Origin of the sequence: Zavarzinia compransoris, from assembly GCF_003173055.1 — a bacterium.
Classification (GTDB): Bacteria; Pseudomonadota; Alphaproteobacteria; order Zavarziniales; family Zavarziniaceae; genus Zavarzinia; species Zavarzinia compransoris.
This window is the reverse complement of record NZ_QGLF01000004.1, coordinates 231,778-249,412: the sequence shown is the minus strand read 5'-3', so window position 1 is coordinate 249,412 and position 17,635 is coordinate 231,778. Positions and strand designations below refer to the sequence as shown.

The window sequence follows — 17,635 nt, the reverse complement described above, 5'->3', positions numbered from 1 at the left end:
CCAACGAGATGAGCAATCCGATCGAAGCGAAACTGGCCGCCCTCGGCATCACCCTGCCGGTGCCGGCCGCGCCGGTGGCCAATTACGTGCCCTTCGTCGTCACCGGCGATCTTCTGTTCATTTCCGGGCAATTGCCGATCGGGGCGGACGGTCTGGTCAAGGGCCGCCTGGGCGAGACGGTGGAGGTGGCGGCCGGTGCCGCCGCCGCCCGCCTGTCCGCCATCAACCTGATCGCCCAGGCGAAACTGGCCCTGGACGGCGACCTGACGCGGATCCGCCGGGTGGTGAAACTGGTCGCCTTCGTCGCCTGCACCGCCGATTTCGCCGACCAGCCGAAGGTGGTGAACGGCGCCTCCGACCTTTTCGTCGAGGTCTTCGGCGATGCCGGGCGGCACGCCCGCTCGGCGGTCGGGACCAATGCCCTGCCGCTCGGCGCCGCGGTCGAGGTCGAGGCGATCTTCGAGATCGCCTGATGTGGCCGAGGGGCGCCGCGCCCCGTCTCGCCGCCTATCGCTGGATGCTGGCGGCGATCGCGACCTTCGGCCTCGGCGCCCTGGTCTCGTTCCGGCTGGCCGGCCGGCTGGAGGCCGGCGACCGCCACCGCGCCCTGATCCGGCGGACGGTGGCGGCTGCGGGCCTTGCCTTCCTCGCCGGGCTGCTGCTCAGCCCGACGATCCTGGGCCTGCCGGTGCAGGCGGGCGCCATCGCCTATTACCTCTATCGCTATGCGCAAGGCTCCGTCCTTGCCGAGGAAGACGAGATCGCCCCATGACCTCCGCCGACTGGCTGCATTCGCTTCCCGTCGCCCACCGCGGCCTGCACGACAAGGCGGCGGGCGTGCCCGAGAACAGCCGTGCCGCCTTTGCCGCCGCCGCCGACGCCGGCTATGCCATGGAGATGGACATCCAGGTCGCCGCCGACGGCGTGCCCATGGTGTTCCACGACGACACCCTGGACCGCATGACCCCGGAACGCGGCCGGGTGGACAGCTGGCGTTCCGGCGACCTGCGCGGCCTGCAACTGGCCGGCACCGGCGAGACCATCCCGACCCTGGCCGACGTGCTGAAGCTCGTGGGCGGCCGGGTGCCGCTGCTGATCGAGGTGAAGGCGGCGCGCGGCCAGTCCGGCCCGCTGGAAGCCGCGACCGCCGCCCTGCTCGACCACTACCGCGGGCGTTTCGCCATCCAGTCCTTCGATCCCCGCTGCGTCGGCTGGTTCCGGCGCCACCGGCCCCAGGTGCTGCGCGGCCAGATCTCGATGGATTACCGCATGGACGACGAGGAGCCGCTGCCCCAATGGCAGAAATGGTTCCTGACCCACATGCTGTTCAACCGCCTGACCCGGCCGCATTTCGTCGCCTACGACATCCGCGCCCTGCCCCACCGCGCCGTCGCCCGGGCCCGCGCCGCCGGCCTGCCCGCCCTGACCTGGACCGTGCGCAGCCCCGCCGACCGCAAGCGCGCCGCCCAGCACGCCGACAACATCATCTTCGAGGGGTTCCGGCCGTGAGCCGGGGCACGTTGATCGTCACCGGCGGCGGGCGCGGCATCGGCGCCGCGATCTGCCGCCGTGCCGCCCAGGCGGGCTATGCCGTCGCGGTCAATTACGCCGCCGACATCCATGCCGCCCGGGCCGTGGTCGACGAGATCGCGGGCGCCGGCGGCCGGGCCCTGGCCATTCCCGGCGATATCGCCGACGAGGGCGCCGTCGCCGCGCTCTTTGCTGCGGCCGAGGTCCTGGGCCCCCTCGCCGGTCTCGTCAACAATGCCGGCATCACCGGCGGCTTCAGCGCGGTTGCCGATCTCGATGCCGGGATGGCGGCGCGGGTGCTGGCGGTCAATGTGCTGGGCACCATGATCGCCTGCCGCGAGGCGGTGCGCCGGCTGGCGCACAGCCGGGGCGGGCCGGGCGGGGCCATCGTCAATATTTCCTCCCGCGCGGCGGAAACCGGAGGGGCCCATGAATGGGTCCATTACGCCGCCAGCAAGGGCGCGGTGAACAGTTTCACCATCGGCCTTGCCCGCGAGGTGGCGGACGACGGCATCCGGGTCAATGCCGTCGCCCCGGGCCTGATCGACAGCGACCTGCATGCCGCCGCCGGCGACCCCGGCCGGCCGGCGCGCATGGCGCCCCTGATCCCGATGAAGCGCGCCGGCACCGGCGAGGAAGTGGCGGAAGCCGTGCTCTGGCTGCTGTCGCCGGCGGCGAGCTATGTCACCGGCGCGATCCTGAACGTCGGCGGCGGGCGCTGACGGTCCTTGCCTTCGCCGGGTCCGGCGATAGAATGAAGGCGATCGTTCACTTTCTTTTTTCCAAGGCCATGAGCAAGCGGGACCAGAACCGGGAGGCGCGGCGGCGCGCCATTCTCGAGGCGGCGAAACAGCATTTCGCCGACCGGGGCTTCCATGCCACGGGCATGGCCGATATCGCCGCCGCCTCCGGGGTGACGCCGGCCAATCTCTATCGCTATTTCCCGGCGAAGGAGGCGATCGTCTGCGCCATCGCCGACCAGCAGCGCGAGGCGGTGGCCGCCGTCACCGCCGCCGCCCTGGCCCGCCCCGATCCCCTGGCCGCGCTCGACGCCCTGCTGGTCCATTACCTGACCGAGGCGCAGGACCGCACCCAGTCGCGCCTGTGGCTGGAAATCCTGGCCGAGACCGCCCGCAACGACCGGGTGCGGGCGGCGATCGCCCTGGACGACGAAGCGGTGAAGGCCGGTTTCGCCACCCTGATCGCGCGGGCGGCGGCCCGGGGCGACTGCCGCCCGGGGCTGGACGTGCAGGCGACCACCGTGTTCCTGATCGCCCTGATCGACGGCGCCGTGGGGCGCATGGCGATCGAGCCGGATTTCGACCTCGCCCGCGCCACCGCCACCTTCCTCGACCTCATTCACAAGGCCCTGGCCCCATGAGCAACGAACCGACGACCACGGTCCCGGCGGGGAAAAGCCGCTGGCTGGTGCTGGCGGTCATCGCCCTGTCCTTCCTGCCGGTGACGATCGATTCGACCGTGCTCTATCTGGCCATTCCGGCCCTGACCCGGGACCTGGGCGCCAGCGGCACCGAGATCCTGTGGATCATGGACATCTATCCCCTGACCATGGCCGGCCTCGTGCTCATGGCCGGGCCCCTGGGCGACCGTTTCGGCCAGCGCAACCTGCTGCTGACCGGGCTCGGCATCTTCGGCCTCGCCTCCGGCTTCGCCGCCTTCGCGCCCAGCCCTGCCCTGCTGATCGCCTGCCGGGTGGGGCTTGCGCTTGGCGGCTGCATGATCATCCCGTCGTCGCTGGCCCTGGTCCGGCGGATCTTCACCGATCCCCGGGAACGCGGCATCGCCATCGGCGTCTGGGGCGCCGTCGCCTCTGCCGGGTCGGCGCTCGGCCCGGTCATCGGTGGCGTGCTGCTCGAACATTTCTGGTGGGGTTCGGTCTTCCTGGTCAACCTGCCGCTGGCCTTCATCGGCATCGCCATCATCAGCCACCGCCTGGGCAACGAGCCCCAACCGACCATGGCCCCGATCGAACCCCTGACCGCGCTGGCCGGGATCATCGGGCTGGTCGGCCTCGTCTATGCCGTCAAGGCCGTCGCCCATGGCGACGGGGCCAGCCCGGGCGTGCTGGCGGGCGGCTTGGGCGGCCTTTTCCTTCTCGGCCTGTTCGCCCGGCGGCAGTGGCGGGCGCCGGTGCCCATGCTGGACCTGCGCCTGTTCCTGAACCCGCGCTTTTCGCTCGGCGTGCTGACGGCGGCCGGGCCGATCCTGGTGCTGGTCGGTTTCGTTCTCGTCTTCATGCAGCACCTGCAATTCGTCCAGGCCCGGTCGCCGCTGGCGGCGGGGCTGGTCATCGTCCCGCTCGACGTCGCGGCCGCCCTGGCGGCGCCGCTGGCCGGCTACCTGCTGCCGCGCTTCGGGCTGCGCGGGCTCGGGCTGCTGGCGCTGGCGACCGCCATGGCGGGCTATGGCCTGCTGCTGGGCGCCGGGCCGGCGGGCGCGACGCTGGGCGCCATGGTGCTGCTCGGCCTCGGCCATGGCGCGGCCATGGCCCTTGCCACCGCCAGCATCATGGCGGCGGCACCGGCGGAAAAGGCGGGGGCCGCAGCCTCCATCGAATCGGTCGCCTATGAGATCGGCACCGGCCTCGGCATCGCCCTGTTCGGGTCGCTGATCGGGATCGTCTATACCCTTGGCCACACGGGCGCGGGGGAATCGATCGGTGCGACGCTGGCCGCCGCCGCCGCCCTGGGCGGGGAGGCCGGCGATGCCCTGGCCGCGGCCGGCCGGGCCGCCTTCGACCAGGGCTTCCGGGTCGTCCTGGGGGCGGCGCTGGGGGTGCTGGCCCTGATCGCGCTGGCCCTGTTCCGCCTGCTGCCGGCGGAAAAAACGCAAGTGCAGGCAAAGCCCACCCTTGGCAAGGCGGGCGGCTGAGGCCACCCTGCCCCTGTCATGGATGAACGCGACGACAGCCCCCGGATCGAGATCGCCCAGGGCGCCCATCTGATCGATGGCGCGGCCTGGGACGCCTGCGCCGGCACCGCCAATCCCTTCGTCAGCCATGCCTTCTTCCTGGCGGTCGAGCAATCGGGCGCCGCCGCGCGCCAGACCGGCTGGGCACCCCATCATCTCGTGCTCAGGGACGGCGCGGGGGCGCTTCGGGGCATTCTGCCCCTCTACCTGAAAAGCCATTCCCAGGGCGAATATGTCTTCGACCAGGGCTGGGCCAACGCCTACGAGCGGGCGGGCGGGCGCTATTACCCGAAACTCCAGTCGAGCGTGCCCTTCACCCCGGTGACCGGGCCGCGCGTCCTGGTCGCCCCCGGCGCCGACCGGCCCGCGGTCGAGCTTACCCTGGCCGAGGCCGCCATCGGCCTTGCCCGGGACAATGGCCTGTCCTCGCTTCACATCACCTTCGCGACCGAGGGGGAGTGGCAGCGCCTGGGCGAGGCCGGCTTCCTGCGCCGGACCGACCGCCAGTTCCATTGGGACAATCGCGATTACCGGCATTTCGACGATTTCCTGGCCGCGCTGGCGTCGCGAAAGCGGAAGCAGATCCGCAAGGAACGCCAGCAAGCCCTGGCCGGCGGCACGATCGAGGTCCACGCCCTGACCGGCGACGCCCTGACGCCCGAGCACTGGCTGGCCTTCGAGCGCTGCTACCTTGCGACCGGCAGCGTCAAATGGGGCACGCCCTATCTGAACCGCGCCTTCTTCACCCGCCTGCACGAGACACTGCGCGACCGCGTGCTGCTGGTCATGGCCCGGCGCGACGGGCGCTGGATCGCCGGCGCCCTGAACCTGATCGGCGACGACACGCTCTATGGCCGCAACTGGGGCGCGATCGAGGATCACCCCTGCCTGCATTTCGAAGTCTGCTATTACCAGGCGATCGATTTCGCCATCGCCCGCGGCCTGGCCCGGGTCGAGGCCGGCGCGCAAGGGGAGCACAAGCTCGCCCGCGGTTACGTGCCGCGCCAGACCCATTCGCTGCATTGGATCAACGATTCCGGTTTCCGCCGTGCCGTCGCCGATTACCTGGAGCAGGAACGGGCGGCAGTGGCGGCGGAAGCCGACGATCTTTCCGACCACGCCCCCTATCGCCACGAGGAAGGCGCCTGACATGTCCCTGCCCGCCCGTGTCCGCATCGTCGACGTCGGCCCGCGCGACGGCCTGCAGAACGAAGCCATGGCCCTGCCCGCCGCGGTCAAGATCGAGTTGATCGCACGGCTTGCCGCCGCCGGCCTGAAGACGATCGAGGCGGGCAGCTTCGTCTCGCCCCGGTGGGTGCCGCAGATGGCGGATTCGGATGCGGTGCTTGCCGGCATCCTGCGCCGGCCGGATGTGACCTATCCGGTCCTGGTGCCCAACCTGAAGGGGATGGAGGCGGCGATCGCCGCCGGCGTCGACGAGGTCGCGGTCTTCGCCGCCGCCTCGGAGAGTTTTTCCCGCCGCAACATCAATTGCTCGATCGACGACAGCCTGGACCGTTTCGTGCCCGTGATGGACCTCGCGGCGGCGCGCGGCGTCAGGGTCCGGGGCTATGTCTCCTGCGTGCTCGGCTGCCCCTACGAGGGCGAGATCGCGCCTGAAGCCGTCGCCCATGTGGCCGGGCGGCTGGCGGCCCTTGGCTGCTATGAAGTCTCGCTCGGGGATACGATCGGCCGGGGCACGCCGGCCAAGGCCCGCGCCATGGTCGAACGGGTGATGCAGGCGGTGCCGGCCGAGCGCCTCGCCCTGCATTTCCACGATACCTATGGCCAGGCGCTGGCCAATATCCTGGCCTGCCTCGATACCGGCGTGACGGTGTTCGATGCCTCGGTCGGCGGCCTGGGCGGCTGCCCCTATGCCGCCGGGGCCAGCGGCAATGTCGCGACCGAGGACCTCGTCTATATGCTCGACGGCCTCGGCATCGAGACCGGCATCGATCTTTCCCGCCTCGTCGATACCGCTTGGTTCATCGGCGATGCCCTGGGCCGGCCGCCGGCATCCCGGGTGGCGCGGGCGATGGGGCGGGCGTGACGCGCTCGAAGCGGTAGTAGCGGGAACTGCCCGCGGCCATGGGCACCAGCATGAAGGCCGCGAACACCGCGCGGGACGATGCCGAGACCACGAGGCCGCCGCCCGCATCCTGCCAGACCTGGATGTCCTCGCTGCCGAGGCCGACCCAATCCTTTTCGACCGTCGGCCCGGCCCGGCGCAGGGCGAGCCGCCCCTCCCCGCAGCCATAGGCGACCGCCTGCGCCGGCATGTCGCCGCCCGCCGGCACGATATGCAGGACGCCGGCGCCCGCGTCCCAGCGCAGCCCCACCTGTTCGACCTTGGCGAGTTCGGCGTAATCGACCGGCACCCGGTCGATCAGGGACGGCACCAGCGCGGTCGCCAGGGGAATCCCGCCGCCGGCAGCGTCGACGGCGCGGCCCTTGGCCTCATAGGTCCCGTCGATCCAGGAACAGCCGGCCGGCCGGCCGACGGCAGCCCAATCCGCCGGCAGCCGGTCCCGGCTGCAGGCCGCCAGGGCGAGGAAAACCAGAACGGCAAGCGCCCGTCCCCGCATCGCCCGCCCCGCTATACCGTCTCGTACTGCGCCGGCAGGATCGGGGCGTACCCCTGGCGCGCGAACACCGAACCATGGATATGGGCGCCTTCCGGGATGGTCCGCCGGCGGAAGAGATTGAGGCGCAGCCCGTCCCGGCCGCCGGCCCCTCGGGCCTTGGGCACGAATTCCGCCGGCCACCAGGCGGGGGTCAGGGACCGGTGCAGCTTGCCCTGGGGATCGGGCGGGCCCTGGTCGTTCAAGGCAAGGTCCAGCGCCTGAGCGTCGATCGCCAAGCCCTTGGCTTCCGCTTCCGCCATCATCCAGCGGAAGCTGATCTTGGCGAGGCCCGCCTCCGCCGCCGGATAGCCGCCGCCGATATCGCTGTGCACGCCGGCGAACCACACTTGCCGCAAGTCCTGCGCCGGCGCCTCGTCGGTCGGGTAGCACTGGTTGGTGCGGAAGAAGGCCCGGCGCTCGTCGATGGCGAGGGCGTGGCGGATATTGTCGATGCTCGGGTTCCGGGCGGTATAGCGCAGGGTCAGGGGATTGCCGAACCAGCCGACCGAACTGACCGTATCCCAGGCGCCGAGAAAATGGACCCGGCAGTCGGCGACCGAGAAGGTCTTCTTGAATGCCTTGGCGCGCCCGAAGTGGGCGGGGTCGCGGCTGCGGCCGGCATCGATCAGATAGCGGATGGCATAGGCGTGGAGATCCTCCGCCGCCGCCGGCAGCAGGCCGTACATATGGATCAGCGCCGCCACCGCCCGCACCGTATAGGCGCCCCGGCTGAACCCGAACAGATAGAGCCGGTCGCCCGGTTCGTAGAGGCGGGAAATGGCGCCGTAAGCCTTGCGGATCTCGTGCTCCAGGCCATAGCCGAAGGCCATGGCGGCGATCCTGACCGCGCGGCGCCCGATATCGGTCAGCGGGCCCGGCGGCTCCATCGTGCCGATGCCGGGCAGGTAGACGGCGACCTGGCCCTGTCCCTTGTGCACGACCTCGAAGGTGCGAAGCACATTGGTCTTGTCACGCGCGAATTGATTCGCCGTGCCGTCGCAGCAGATGACGATCGCCTTGCCCATCGCTTGCACCCGGAGATTTGAGAACGATCGATGGTAGCAAGCAGCCGCGCGGACGCCAATCGGGTCCTGAAGTCCGGCGACAGTGCCGGCGCGCTTTCCGCCCCATATTAAACATATAATTTTGTAATATATTTATATTAACGCACTAATAACATAAGAAAAATTAATTCACTCGGAATCATGGTTTTACCTGCTCCCCGCCGCCGGCCGCCGCCGGAACGAATGCCGCCCCGAACCGCGCGCGACTGCTGTCGGCGTTTCCGCCCCGGCCTTTCGCTTCCCGCCTTTCGGAGACCATGATGAAATCCCTGTTCAAACGCCTTGCCGTCGCCGCCGCCACCGCCGGCCTGTTCGCCGCCGCCCCGGGCGCTGCCCGCGCCGAGGGCAAGATCGCCATCGTCGAGCAATTCGGCACCCTGTACCTGCCCCTTCACGTCATCCGCGACCAGAAGCTGATCGAGAAGCACGGCAAGGAACTGGGCCTCGACATCGAGGTCGAATGGCGCCAGCTTTCGGGCGGTTCGGCGGTGAACGACGCCCTGCTGTCCGGCTCGATCGACATCGCCTCGGCCGGCATCGGGCCCTTCCTGACCCTGTGGGATCGGACCAAGGGGCAGGTGAAGATCATCGGCGCCCTGGGCGCCCAGCCGAACTACCTGCTGACCAACCGTGCCGACATCAAGTCGCTGCGGGATTTCAAGCCGGGCGACAAGATCGCCTCGCCCGCCGCCGGGGTCTCGGTGCAGTCGCGCGTATTGCAGATCGCCGCCGAGAAGGAATTCGGCGTCGGCCACCATGCCCAGCTGGCGGACAATGAAATCTCCCTGCCCCACCCGGATGCGACGGCGGCGCTGCTCTCCGGCTCGACCGAAGTGGTCGGCCATATTTCCAATTCGCCGTTCCAGGACCAGGCCCTGCTGGACCCCAAGATCCACAAGGTCTGGAGTTCCTACGACATCCTGGGCGGGCCGGTGACGCCGACCCATGTCTACACCACCCTGAAGTTCCGGGCGGAAAACCCGAAGACCTACCAGGCCTTCCTCGCCGCCTTCCGCGAGGCGACGGACTGGGTCGCGGCCAACCGGGAAGCGGCGGCCGATACCTATATCCGCGTCACCAAGTCCAAGCTGGAACCGGCCTTCGTCCTCAAGCTGCTGAACGATCCCGAGGTGCGCTACACCACGGTGCCGCAGAACACCTTCAAGTTCGCCGAATTCCTCTACCGCACCGGCCAGGTCAAGCTGAAGGCGGAGAGCTGGAAGGACTATACCTTCGAGGACCTGCATGACAGTGCCGGCAGCTGATCCCGCCGTCCTGGCCGCCGAGGTCCCGGTGCTCGAAGCCCGGGGCCTCTGCCTCGACTATGTCACCGACCGGGCGGTGCTGCGCGCGGTCGACGACGTCTCCTTCACCATCGGCGAGGGCGAGCGGCTGGTGCTGCTCGGCGCCTCGGGCTGCGGCAAGTCGTCGATCCTGAAGGCGGTGGCGGGCTTCCTGGCCCCGGCGGCGGGAAGGATCGCCCTGCGCGGGGCGACGGTCACCGGCCCCGGGCCGGACCGGATCGTGGTGTTCCAGGAATTCGACCAATTGCTGCCCTGGATGACGGTGGCCGACAATGTCGCCTTTCCCTTGCGCGTCGCCCGTAAACTCTCGCGCGGGGAAGCCCGCGCCCGCGCCCTGGATGCGCTGCGCAAGGTCGGGCTGGAACGGGCGGTCGAGCAATTCCCCCACATGCTGTCCGGCGGCATGAAGCAGCGCGCGGCCATCGCCCGGGCGCTGGCCACCGGGCCCGACATCCTGCTGATGGACGAACCCTTCGCCGCCCTCGACGCCCTGACCCGCCTGCAGATGCAGCGCGACCTGATCGCCATCGCCGAGGACCTGGGCGTGACCCTGCTGTTCGTCACCCATGCCATCGACGAGGCGGTGCTGATCGGCACCCGCCTTCACCTGCTCAGCCCCCATCCCGGGCGCACCCTCGGCAGTTTCGAGACTGCCGGGCTCGGCGTCGGCGATCTCGGCAGCGCCCGTTTCGAGGCGGTCACGCGGGAGGTGCACGACCTCCTCTTCGCCCGGCCGTGACCGTCCGCCCGCCGTCGCCGGCGCGCCGCCTGCTGGCCTCGCTCGCGGTCCGGCGCGGCCTCGTCCTCGTCCTGCTCGCCGTCGCCTGGGAAGTGGCGGCCAGGGTGCAGAACAACCCGATCATGTTCCCGAGCTTCCTGGAAACGGCGGCGGCGTTTCACGCGGCCGTGCTCGACGGGCGGCTGCTGCCGGCGGTCGGCGGCTCGCTCGCGGTGCTGGTCGAGGGCTATCTGATCGCGCTCGCCATCGGCGTGGTGCTGGTCTCGCTGGCGGTCGCCAACAGTTTCCTGCGCGACGCCCTGCAAACGGTGGCGGCGATGCTGAACCCCCTGCCGGCGATCGCCCTGCTGCCGCTCGCCATGCTGTGGTTCGGCCTCGGCCTCGGCAGCCTGCTGTTCGTCCTGGTCAATGCGGTGATCTGGCCCTTCGCCCTGGCCGCCCTCTCGGGCTTCGAAGCGGTGCCGGAGACCCATCGCCTGGTCGGGCGGAACTACGGGCTGAAGGGACCGGCCTATGTGATCCGGATCCTGATCCCCTCCGCCCTGCCGCAGCTGATCTCGGGCCTGCGCATCGGCTGGGCCTTCGCCTGGCGCACGCTGATCGCGGCCGAACTCGTCTTCGGCGTGAATTCGGGCCAGGGCGGCCTTGGCTGGTTCATCTTCCGCGCCCGGAACGAATTGTTCACCGACACGGTCTTCGCCGGCCTCGCCGCCGTGATCCTGATCGGCCTCCTGGTCGAAGCCGTGGTCTTCCGCGGGCTCGAAACCGTCACCGTCCGGCGCTGGGGCATGCTGCGCTGAGGCCTGCGGCGGGCAGCTTGGGCCAGCGGGATCACTCCGGCCAAAAGTCCTCGGCCATGGCCTGTTCGAAGGTCCAGGGACATTTCGCGGGAAATGCCGACTTCGGCAAGGCGGTCTCGACCGGCGCCTGCAGGACGGCATCCCCATAGGCATCCTCAAGGGCTTCCCGGGTCTTGGCCTTCAGGCTTGGATTGTCCTGGAGGTGCCTGGCGAGGGCGCGGCGCTGCACCCGAATGGTGACTTCCCAGGAAGCGGACGGCAGGTGATCGGACTGGTACTGCCATTTCAGCAGATGCAGGAGCAGGACGGTCAGCCGGCTGACCAGCTCGCGCTTCTCGGTCTTGCCCATGCTCTCGATTTCCTCGGCGATGTGCTCGATGTCGGCCGCCGCCAGCTTGCCGGCACGCAGCAATGCCGCCTGCTCATTCGCCCAGGCGTAGAAGTCACGCTCGTAAAGATCCGGTTTCGCAACGGCCATGGGGCAATACTCCCGACGCTGGACCCAGTGCTCAACACTAGCTTAGTCGAGGGGTCAGGTCGTGTGGAGAATTCGTAACGCGACCGTTGGCAAAGCCCGCGGACCACCTTCCCCGCAAGGGGCCGGGACAGACGGAAAAGTCTTTTATGCCAATGGCATAAATGGCGACCCCGGCAGGGCTCGAACCTGCGACATCCCGCTTAGAAGGCGGGTGCTCTATCCAGCTGAGCTACGGGGCCGCGGGTGGGGTCAGCGGACGCGGTCGAAGCGGAAATTGTCGGCGTAGGTCTTGATCTTCAGCGGGAAGGGCTTCGGATCCTGGACCTCGTAGGGGATGCGGAGCTTTTCGCAATAGGCGACGGCGGCCTCCCGGGACTCGAAGGTCATGCGCACTTCGCCGTTCATGTCGGTGGTGCCGGTCCAGCCCATCAGGGGATCGAGGCGGCGGATCGCCTCGGGCTCGAACTCCAGCACCCAATGGCGGCTGTTGGCCTTGCCCGACTGCATCGCGTTCTTGGTCGGCACATAGATCCGGGCCTGCATGTCCTGGCTTACTCCATCAAGCGGCGCTTCGACGTTTCACGTCCGGCGAGAACATGGTCTGATCGCGGCCAATTCGTCAACTGTTGCCCGAGGCTTCGGGCCTGCACCATGGTCGCATGATGATTACCCTGTCGCCAACCGAACTCCTGCTGGCCCTGGCCGCGATCGTCGCCCTCGGCCTCGGCCTTGCCGCCCTGCTGCGTGGCCGCGGCGGGCAGGACGGGCTGGCGGCCCGGCTGGAAGGGCTGGAACGGGCCTTCCGCGAGGAATCGGCGCAGAACCGGGGCGAGGCGGCGGCGGGCTTGCGCCATTTCGGCACGGATTTCGGCGGCCGGGTCGATGCGCTGGCCCAGGCCCTGGAAACCAGGGTCGAGCGTCTCGCCGCCGATTCGGCCGCCAAGCTCGAGGAAATGCGCCGCACCGTCGACGAAAAGCTGCAAGGCACCCTGGAACAGCGGCTCGGCGAGTCGTTCCGCCTCGTCTCGGACCGGCTGGAACAGGTGCATCGGGGGCTCGGCGAAATGCAGACGCTGGCGGCCGGCGTCGGCGACCTGAAGCGCGTGCTGGGCAATGTGAAGTCGCGCGGCATCTGGGGCGAGATGCAGCTCGACGCCCTGCTGACCGACATCCTGACCCCGGAACAATATCTGGCCAATGTCGCCCCGGTGGCCGGCAGCGCGGAGCGGGTCGAATATGTCGTCCGCCTGCCCGGCCAGGGCCCCGACCAGGAAGTCTGGCTGCCGATCGACGCCAAATTCCCGCGCGAGGATTACGAGCGCCTGCTCGAAGCGGTCGACCTTGCCGATCACGACGCGGTCGAGGCGGCGGGCAAGGCACTGGAGACCCGGCTGAAGGGTTTCGCCCGCGACATCCGCGACAAATACATCAGCCCGCCGCGCACCACCGATTTCGCTGTCATGTTCCTGCCGACCGAAGGCCTCTATGCCGAGGCGCTGCGCCGCCCGGGGCTGCTGGACAGTCTCCAGCGCGACTGCCGGGTGGTGACCGCGGGCCCGACCACGCTCGCCGCCCTGCTGAACAGCCTGCAGATGGGCTTCCGCACCCTTGCGATCGAGAAACGCTCCAGCGAGGTCTGGCAATTGCTGGGCGCGGTGAAGACCGAATTCGCCAAATACGGCGAGGTCCTGGACAAGGTGCAGCGGAAACTGTCGGAAGCCAGCCAGCAGATCGACCGGGTGGCGGTCCGGCGCCGCGCCATCGACCGCCACCTGCGCAAGGTCGAGAGCCTGGACGCCGCCAGCACCGCCCGCCTGATCGAGGCGGAACCCCCGTCGCTTGCCGGCGACGACGACGAGGAGCCCTGAGCGATGGGCCGCATCCTCGTCATCGCCGCGCTGGTCATCATCGGGGTCGTCGCCGCCGCCCTGCTCGGCACGCTGATCGAAAGGGCCCAGCGCCGGCTGGCGCCGCCCGGGCGCCTGCCGGCCGCCTACAGCCGGCGGAAACGCCTGCGCGACGGCGCCATCGGCCTTGCCATCCTGGCCGGGCTGGTCCTGCTCGGCTTCCTGATCCAGGCGCCGGGCTGATCCCCCTTATACCAGTTCGACGAGCACGTCCTTCGAATAGGCCTTGAGGTCGCCGAAGCGGCCGGCCTCGACGAGGTGCGGCCAATCCGGGTTGGCCAGCAGGGCGCGGCCGATGGCGACGAGGTCGAACTCGCCCTTCTCCATCCGGTTCACGAGGTCGTCGATCGCGGCGATCTCCGCCCCCTGGCCGGCGAAGGCGGCGATGAAATCGTCGCTACCGCCAAGCGAAACGCTGCCGACCGTGATCGTCGGCTTGCCGGTCAGCTTCTTGGTCCAGCCGGCGAGATTGAGGTCCGAGCCCTCGAATTCCGGCACCCAGAAGCGCCGGGTCGAGCAATGGAAGACATCGACGCCGGCATCGACGAAGGGCGTGATGAAGGCTTCCCATTCGGCCGGGCTGTCGGCCAGCCGCTTGGTGAAATCCTGCTGCTTCCACTGCGAGATGCGCAGGATCAGCGGGAAGTCGGGGCCGACCGCGGCCCGCGCCGCCTTCACCACCTCGACCCCGAAACGGCCGCGGGCGACGAGATCGCCGCCCCATTTGTCGGTGCGCTCGTTGGTGCCGTCCCAGAAGAACTGGTCGATCAGATAGCCGTGGGCGCCGTGGAATTCGGCGGCATCGAAGCCGATCGCCTTGGCATCCACCGCGCCCTTGGCGAAGGCGGCGATGATGTCGCCGATCTCGCTGTCGGTCAGCGTGTGCCCGCTGCGCTTGCCCGGGACCTTGAGGCCCGAGGGGCCGACGCTCGGCACGTCCGGATTGAACACGGCCTTGGCGTTCCGCATCATGCCGAGATGCCAGAGCTGGGGCGCGATCAGCCCGCCCTCGGCATGGACCGCGGCGACCACCTTTTTCCAGCCCTCCAGCGCATCGCCGTGGAAGCGGGGGTAATTGTCGGAGCCGGAGGCCGCGGGATGATCGATCGTGGTGCCTTCGGTCACGATCAGGCCGACGCCGCCGGCCGCGCGCTTGCGGTAATATTCGACCACATTGTCGCCCGGCACGCCGTTGGGCGAGAAATCCCGGGTCATCGGGGCCATGACCACCCGGTTCTTCATGTGAAGCGTCTTCACGTCGAACGGACGGAAGAGGATGCTGGCGTCGCTTGTCATTGTGTTTTCCCGACCCTGAAGCAGGTGCACCATGCGCACGGCGGCGAGGGTGGCAAGTTCCGAATTCCCTGCCTACCCCCCAAAATATCAGGGGTCCTTTCGCGCCAGATCATCGATCGCCTGCTGTAATTCGCCGAGGCCGGGGGCGATCTGGTCCTGGGCGATGGCGGCAAAGCCGAGGCGGATGAAATGGCGCGGCGGCTGGCTGCCGTGGAAATGAATGTCGCCCGGCTCGATCAGCACGCCGCGCTTCGCCGCCGCCCGCTGCAGGTCCCAGCAATCGACGCCCGGGGGCAGGCGCAGCCAGACGGCGGAGCCGCCGGTGGTCGCCGTCGCCTGGCATTGGGGCAGCCGGGCGGCGAGTTCGCGGTACATCAGGGTCCATTTCCGCGCCAGCTGATCGCGCACCCGGCGGATATGGGCATCGAGATGCCCCTCCATGATGAAGATCGCCATGGCCCGCTGGTCATGGGCCGAGGGGTGGCGGTACATGAGCCGGCGCAGCGCCCGCAGCTCGCGCACCAAAGGTTCCGGCGCGACCACGAAGCCGAGGCGCAGGCCCGGGAACAGCGCCTTCGACAGGCTGCCCAGATAGATTGTGCGGCCGGAATTGTCGAAACTCTTCAAGGCGCCGCGCTGGGCGCCGATGAAGTTCAGCTCGTGCTCGTAGTCGTCCTCGATCAGGAGCAGATCGTGGCGCCGCGCCGCCTCGACCAGGGCGATGCGCCGTTGCAGGGACAGGGTGACGCTGGTCGGCGACTGGTGGCTGGGCGTGACATAGGCGAGGTCGCAGCCCTCGATCTCGGGCCCGACGACGACGCCGTTGGCATCGACCGCCAGCGGCACGAGCTCCGCCCCCGTCGCCGCCAGGATGTTGCGGGCATCGACATAGCCCGGGTTCTCGATCCCCGCCCGCACCCCCGGCCCGCACAGCAATTGCGCGACCATATAGAGGGCATTCTGCGAGCCGATGGTGATCAGCACCTGGTCCGGCCGCGCCTTCAGGCCGCGCTGGGGCAGGACGCGGGAAATGATCTGTTCGACCAGCAGGGGATCGTCCGCATCGATCAAGTCGCCGACCCAGGCGGTGGCGTGATAGGGCGTGCCGGCCAGCCGGGTGCAGTCGCGCCAGCGCGCGATCGAGACCTTGTCCGTCGTCACCTGGCCGTAGATGAAGGGATAGCGGTAATCGCGCCAATTGGCCGGCTTCACGATGTTGCGGTTCAGCGACGGCTGCTGGCGCAGCCGGTCGGCCCAGGCCCGGCCCGCCGCCTCGTCGCCCCGGAACAGGGTGGTGGGGCGATAGTCCAGGCGGACGTTCAGCTGCTGGCGGACATATTGCTCGTTGATGAAATGACCGCGCCGCCTGACCGGGGTCAGATAGCCGTCCTCGACCAGCCGCTCGTAGACGAGAACCACCGTATTGCGCGAGACGCCGATCCGTTCCGCCAGGTCGCGGGTCGCCGGCAGGGGTTCGTGCGGCGGCACCCCGCCGTCCAGGATCGCCTCGACCAGGCGGTCGTGCACCTGCTGTTGCAGCCGCCGGCCGTGGTCGAGGGGCTCGATGAAGTAGCGGTCCAGCACGGCCCTTCCTGGCACCAAAAAAACTTTCCCGTGGATCTAAACCCGAAAGCCTGGATCGACCTAGCGTTTTTGCACCGCATCATGCGCAGGCAGACCAGGGGAAGGATTGTCGATGGCATCGAAGAACCGCATGGAGAGGGGCGTCAGCCGCCGTTCCGTCCTGAAGGCCGCCGCCGCCGGGGGCACCGCCCTGGCCATGCCGGCGATCATCAGCCGCAGCGCGCTCGCCTCGTCCGGCGAGATCAACATCATGATGTGGTCCGACTACCTGCCGGACAGTTTCCGCGAGGCTTTCACCAAGAAGACCGGGATCAAGATCAATTTCACCGGCATCGGCTCGAACGACGACATCCTCAACAAGATGAAGGCGACGAACGGCCAGGGCTTCGACCTGATCACGCCGACCATGAACCGCTCGCTGCTGTGGGAACCGCTGGGCCTGATCCAGCCCTTCGACATGAAGAAGATCCCGATCGACAAGGTGAACCCCGCCATGGCCAAGGCCGGCGAGGCGAACTGGAATTTCGGCGCCAAGGGCACGATGTGGATTCCGCACATCTGGGGCACCGAGGGCGTCGCCTGGCGCACCGACAAATTCACCCCGAAGGGCGAATTCCCGTCCTACGGCGACGTCTGGGACGATGCCAATGCGGGCAAGACCATGGGCCGCGGCCATTCCTGCATGCTGGGCGCCGGCCTTGCCCTGGAACACAAGGGCGAATGGGCGCCGGGCACCATGTGGTCGGCCTATGAGACCCCGGAAAAGCTGACCGAGGTCTGGACCAAGCTGACCGACTATTGCATCTCGAAGAAGAAGAACCTGAAGCTGCTGTGGAACGATGCCGACACGCAGAAGAACGGGCTTCTCAACGAGGGCGTGATCGTCGGCCAGACCTGGGACGGCCCGCCGATCGCCTTGAAGACCGCGGGCGAGCCGGTGATGTACCGCGCCCCGGTGGAAGGCGCCATGGCCTGGGTCGACGGCCTGGCCCTGCCGGTCGGCGTGAAGAACGTCGATCAGGTCTATGCCTTCATCGAAGCCTGCTACGACCCTGCGCTGGCCGGCGAGGCGATCAAGACCCACGGCTACAATTCGCCCGTCACCGGCGCCGAGAAATACGCCGGCGACATCTATGCCAAGAATTTCGGCGATGCCTATCCGGGCGATGCCCTGGCCAAGCTGAACCCCTGGCCGCCGGAAGCCCCCTGGTATGCCGAAAAGCGCGCGGAATTCGTCAACAAGTTCCTCAGCGCGTGACGGCCGGCCCGGACCGGCGCGGGGGGCGCGCCGGTCCGGGTCTCGATCCGCATCTGCATGTTTCATTGCGAACGAGGACGACGGCTTGGCGGTTGCCCTTGGAATTCTTCACCGATCGTC

20 protein-coding genes and 1 tRNA gene are annotated in these 17,635 nt (G+C 68.9%); 14 read left to right on the top strand and 7 right to left on the bottom strand.

Annotated elements, in window-relative coordinates; translation table 11 throughout:
- Nucleotides 1-8 precede the first annotated feature (8 nt).
- The 8 genes from DKG75_RS15055 (at nucleotide 9) to DKG75_RS15025 (ending at nucleotide 6,511) form a co-directional block, all read left to right on the top strand.
- Nucleotides 9-473, top strand: a complete 465-nt coding sequence (locus DKG75_RS15055) for a RidA family protein (protein ID WP_109921953.1) — start codon at nucleotides 9-11, stop codon at nucleotides 471-473.
- Entirely contained in the window at nucleotides 473-772 is a 300-nt protein-coding gene (locus DKG75_RS23030) for a hypothetical protein (RefSeq protein ID WP_166646508.1), read from the top strand. Before DKG75_RS15055 ends, DKG75_RS23030 begins: the two co-directional genes overlap by 1 nt.
- Entirely contained in the window at nucleotides 769-1,509 is a 741-nt protein-coding gene (locus tag DKG75_RS23260) for a glycerophosphodiester phosphodiesterase family protein (protein WP_208112093.1), read from the top strand. The genes DKG75_RS23030 and DKG75_RS23260 overlap by 4 nt, the downstream gene beginning before the upstream one ends.
- Nucleotides 1,506-2,252: an SDR family oxidoreductase gene (locus tag DKG75_RS15045; protein WP_208112094.1), complete on the top strand. Its 747-nt coding sequence runs from the start codon at nucleotides 1,506-1,508 to the stop codon at nucleotides 2,250-2,252. The genes DKG75_RS23260 and DKG75_RS15045 overlap by 4 nt, the downstream gene beginning before the upstream one ends.
- A 68-nt stretch (nucleotides 2,253-2,320) precedes the next feature.
- Entirely contained in the window at nucleotides 2,321-2,911 is a 591-nt protein-coding gene (locus DKG75_RS15040; protein ID WP_166646509.1) for a TetR/AcrR family transcriptional regulator, read from the top strand.
- Nucleotides 2,908-4,422 (top strand): MFS transporter, encoded by a 1,515-nt coding sequence (locus tag DKG75_RS15035; RefSeq protein ID WP_109921949.1) that lies wholly within the window; start codon nucleotides 2,908-2,910, stop codon nucleotides 4,420-4,422. Before DKG75_RS15040 ends, DKG75_RS15035 begins: the two co-directional genes overlap by 4 nt.
- An 18-nt stretch (nucleotides 4,423-4,440) precedes the next feature.
- The gene (locus DKG75_RS15030; protein ID WP_109921948.1) at nucleotides 4,441-5,610 is read left to right on the top strand and encodes a GNAT family N-acetyltransferase; all 1,170 of its coding nucleotides are present in this window, start codon (nucleotides 4,441-4,443) and stop codon (nucleotides 5,608-5,610) included.
- 1 nt (nucleotide 5,611) lies between these two features.
- Nucleotides 5,612-6,511 (top strand): hydroxymethylglutaryl-CoA lyase, encoded by a 900-nt coding sequence (locus DKG75_RS15025; protein WP_109921947.1) that lies wholly within the window; start codon nucleotides 5,612-5,614, stop codon nucleotides 6,509-6,511.
- On the opposite strand, the gene DKG75_RS15020 is transcribed toward DKG75_RS15025, so the two are convergent.
- On the bottom strand, nucleotides 6,447-7,046 hold the full coding sequence (locus tag DKG75_RS15020) for a hypothetical protein (protein ID WP_109921946.1): 600 nt from the start codon (nucleotides 7,044-7,046) through the stop codon (nucleotides 6,447-6,449). The genes DKG75_RS15025 and DKG75_RS15020 overlap by 65 nt on opposite strands.
- An 11-nt stretch (nucleotides 7,047-7,057) precedes the next feature.
- Nucleotides 7,058-8,110: a DUF2235 domain-containing protein gene (locus DKG75_RS15015; RefSeq protein ID WP_109921945.1), complete on the bottom strand. Its 1,053-nt coding sequence runs from the start codon at nucleotides 8,108-8,110 to the stop codon at nucleotides 7,058-7,060.
- A 296-nt stretch (nucleotides 8,111-8,406) separates the two neighbouring features.
- On the opposite strand from DKG75_RS15015, the gene DKG75_RS15010 reads away from it, so the two are divergent.
- From DKG75_RS15010 to DKG75_RS15000, 3 genes are read left to right on the top strand one after another with little or no spacing between them, the layout of a single operon-like run.
- Nucleotides 8,407-9,414 (top strand): ABC transporter substrate-binding protein, encoded by a 1,008-nt coding sequence (locus DKG75_RS15010; protein WP_208112095.1) that lies wholly within the window; start codon nucleotides 8,407-8,409, stop codon nucleotides 9,412-9,414.
- Nucleotides 9,395-10,192, top strand: coding sequence for an ABC transporter ATP-binding protein (locus DKG75_RS15005; protein WP_109921943.1), 798 nt, complete (start codon nucleotides 9,395-9,397; stop codon nucleotides 10,190-10,192). Before DKG75_RS15010 ends, DKG75_RS15005 begins: the two co-directional genes overlap by 20 nt.
- Nucleotides 10,189-10,992, top strand: coding sequence for an ABC transporter permease (locus tag DKG75_RS15000; protein WP_109921942.1), 804 nt, complete (start codon nucleotides 10,189-10,191; stop codon nucleotides 10,990-10,992). Before DKG75_RS15005 ends, DKG75_RS15000 begins: the two co-directional genes overlap by 4 nt.
- A 31-nt stretch (nucleotides 10,993-11,023) precedes the next feature.
- On the opposite strand, the gene DKG75_RS14995 is transcribed toward DKG75_RS15000, so the two are convergent.
- The 3 genes from DKG75_RS14995 to DKG75_RS14985 all read right to left on the bottom strand — a co-directional run bounded on the left by DKG75_RS14995 (nucleotide 11,024) and on the right by DKG75_RS14985 (nucleotide 12,013).
- Nucleotides 11,024-11,470: a DUF29 domain-containing protein gene (locus DKG75_RS14995; protein ID WP_109921941.1), complete on the bottom strand. Its 447-nt coding sequence runs from the start codon at nucleotides 11,468-11,470 to the stop codon at nucleotides 11,024-11,026.
- A gap of 162 nt (nucleotides 11,471-11,632) precedes the next feature.
- A tRNA-Arg gene (locus DKG75_RS14990) sits at nucleotides 11,633-11,709 on the bottom strand.
- A gap of 10 nt (nucleotides 11,710-11,719) precedes the next feature.
- The gene (locus DKG75_RS14985) at nucleotides 11,720-12,013 is read right to left on the bottom strand and encodes an ETC complex I subunit (RefSeq protein ID WP_109921940.1); all 294 of its coding nucleotides are present in this window, start codon (nucleotides 12,011-12,013) and stop codon (nucleotides 11,720-11,722) included.
- Nucleotides 12,014-12,129: 116 nt separating this feature from the next.
- Between DKG75_RS14985 and DKG75_RS14980 the strand changes: the two genes are divergently transcribed.
- The gene (locus tag DKG75_RS14980) at nucleotides 12,130-13,338 is read left to right on the top strand and encodes a DNA recombination protein RmuC (RefSeq protein ID WP_109921939.1); all 1,209 of its coding nucleotides are present in this window, start codon (nucleotides 12,130-12,132) and stop codon (nucleotides 13,336-13,338) included.
- Between the two features lie 3 nt (nucleotides 13,339-13,341).
- A complete protein-coding gene (locus DKG75_RS14975; protein ID WP_109921938.1) occupies nucleotides 13,342-13,560 on the top strand; it encodes a hypothetical protein in 219 nt (72 codons plus the stop codon).
- A 6-nt stretch (nucleotides 13,561-13,566) separates the two neighbouring features.
- On the opposite strand, the gene DKG75_RS14970 is transcribed toward DKG75_RS14975, so the two are convergent.
- Both DKG75_RS14970 and pdxR read right to left on the bottom strand, forming a co-directional pair.
- On the bottom strand, nucleotides 13,567-14,673 hold the full coding sequence (locus DKG75_RS14970) for an NADH:flavin oxidoreductase (RefSeq protein ID WP_109921937.1): 1,107 nt from the start codon (nucleotides 14,671-14,673) through the stop codon (nucleotides 13,567-13,569).
- 87 nt (nucleotides 14,674-14,760) lie between these two features.
- Nucleotides 14,761-16,257, bottom strand: coding sequence for a MocR-like pyridoxine biosynthesis transcription factor PdxR (gene pdxR / locus DKG75_RS14965; RefSeq protein WP_109921936.1), 1,497 nt, complete (start codon nucleotides 16,255-16,257; stop codon nucleotides 14,761-14,763).
- A 112-nt stretch (nucleotides 16,258-16,369) separates the two neighbouring features.
- Here pdxR and DKG75_RS14960 point away from each other — a divergent pair, with 112 nt between their 5' ends.
- The gene (locus DKG75_RS14960; RefSeq protein WP_109921935.1) at nucleotides 16,370-17,515 is read left to right on the top strand and encodes an extracellular solute-binding protein; all 1,146 of its coding nucleotides are present in this window, start codon (nucleotides 16,370-16,372) and stop codon (nucleotides 17,513-17,515) included.
- Nucleotides 17,516-17,635: the final 120 nt, after the last annotated feature.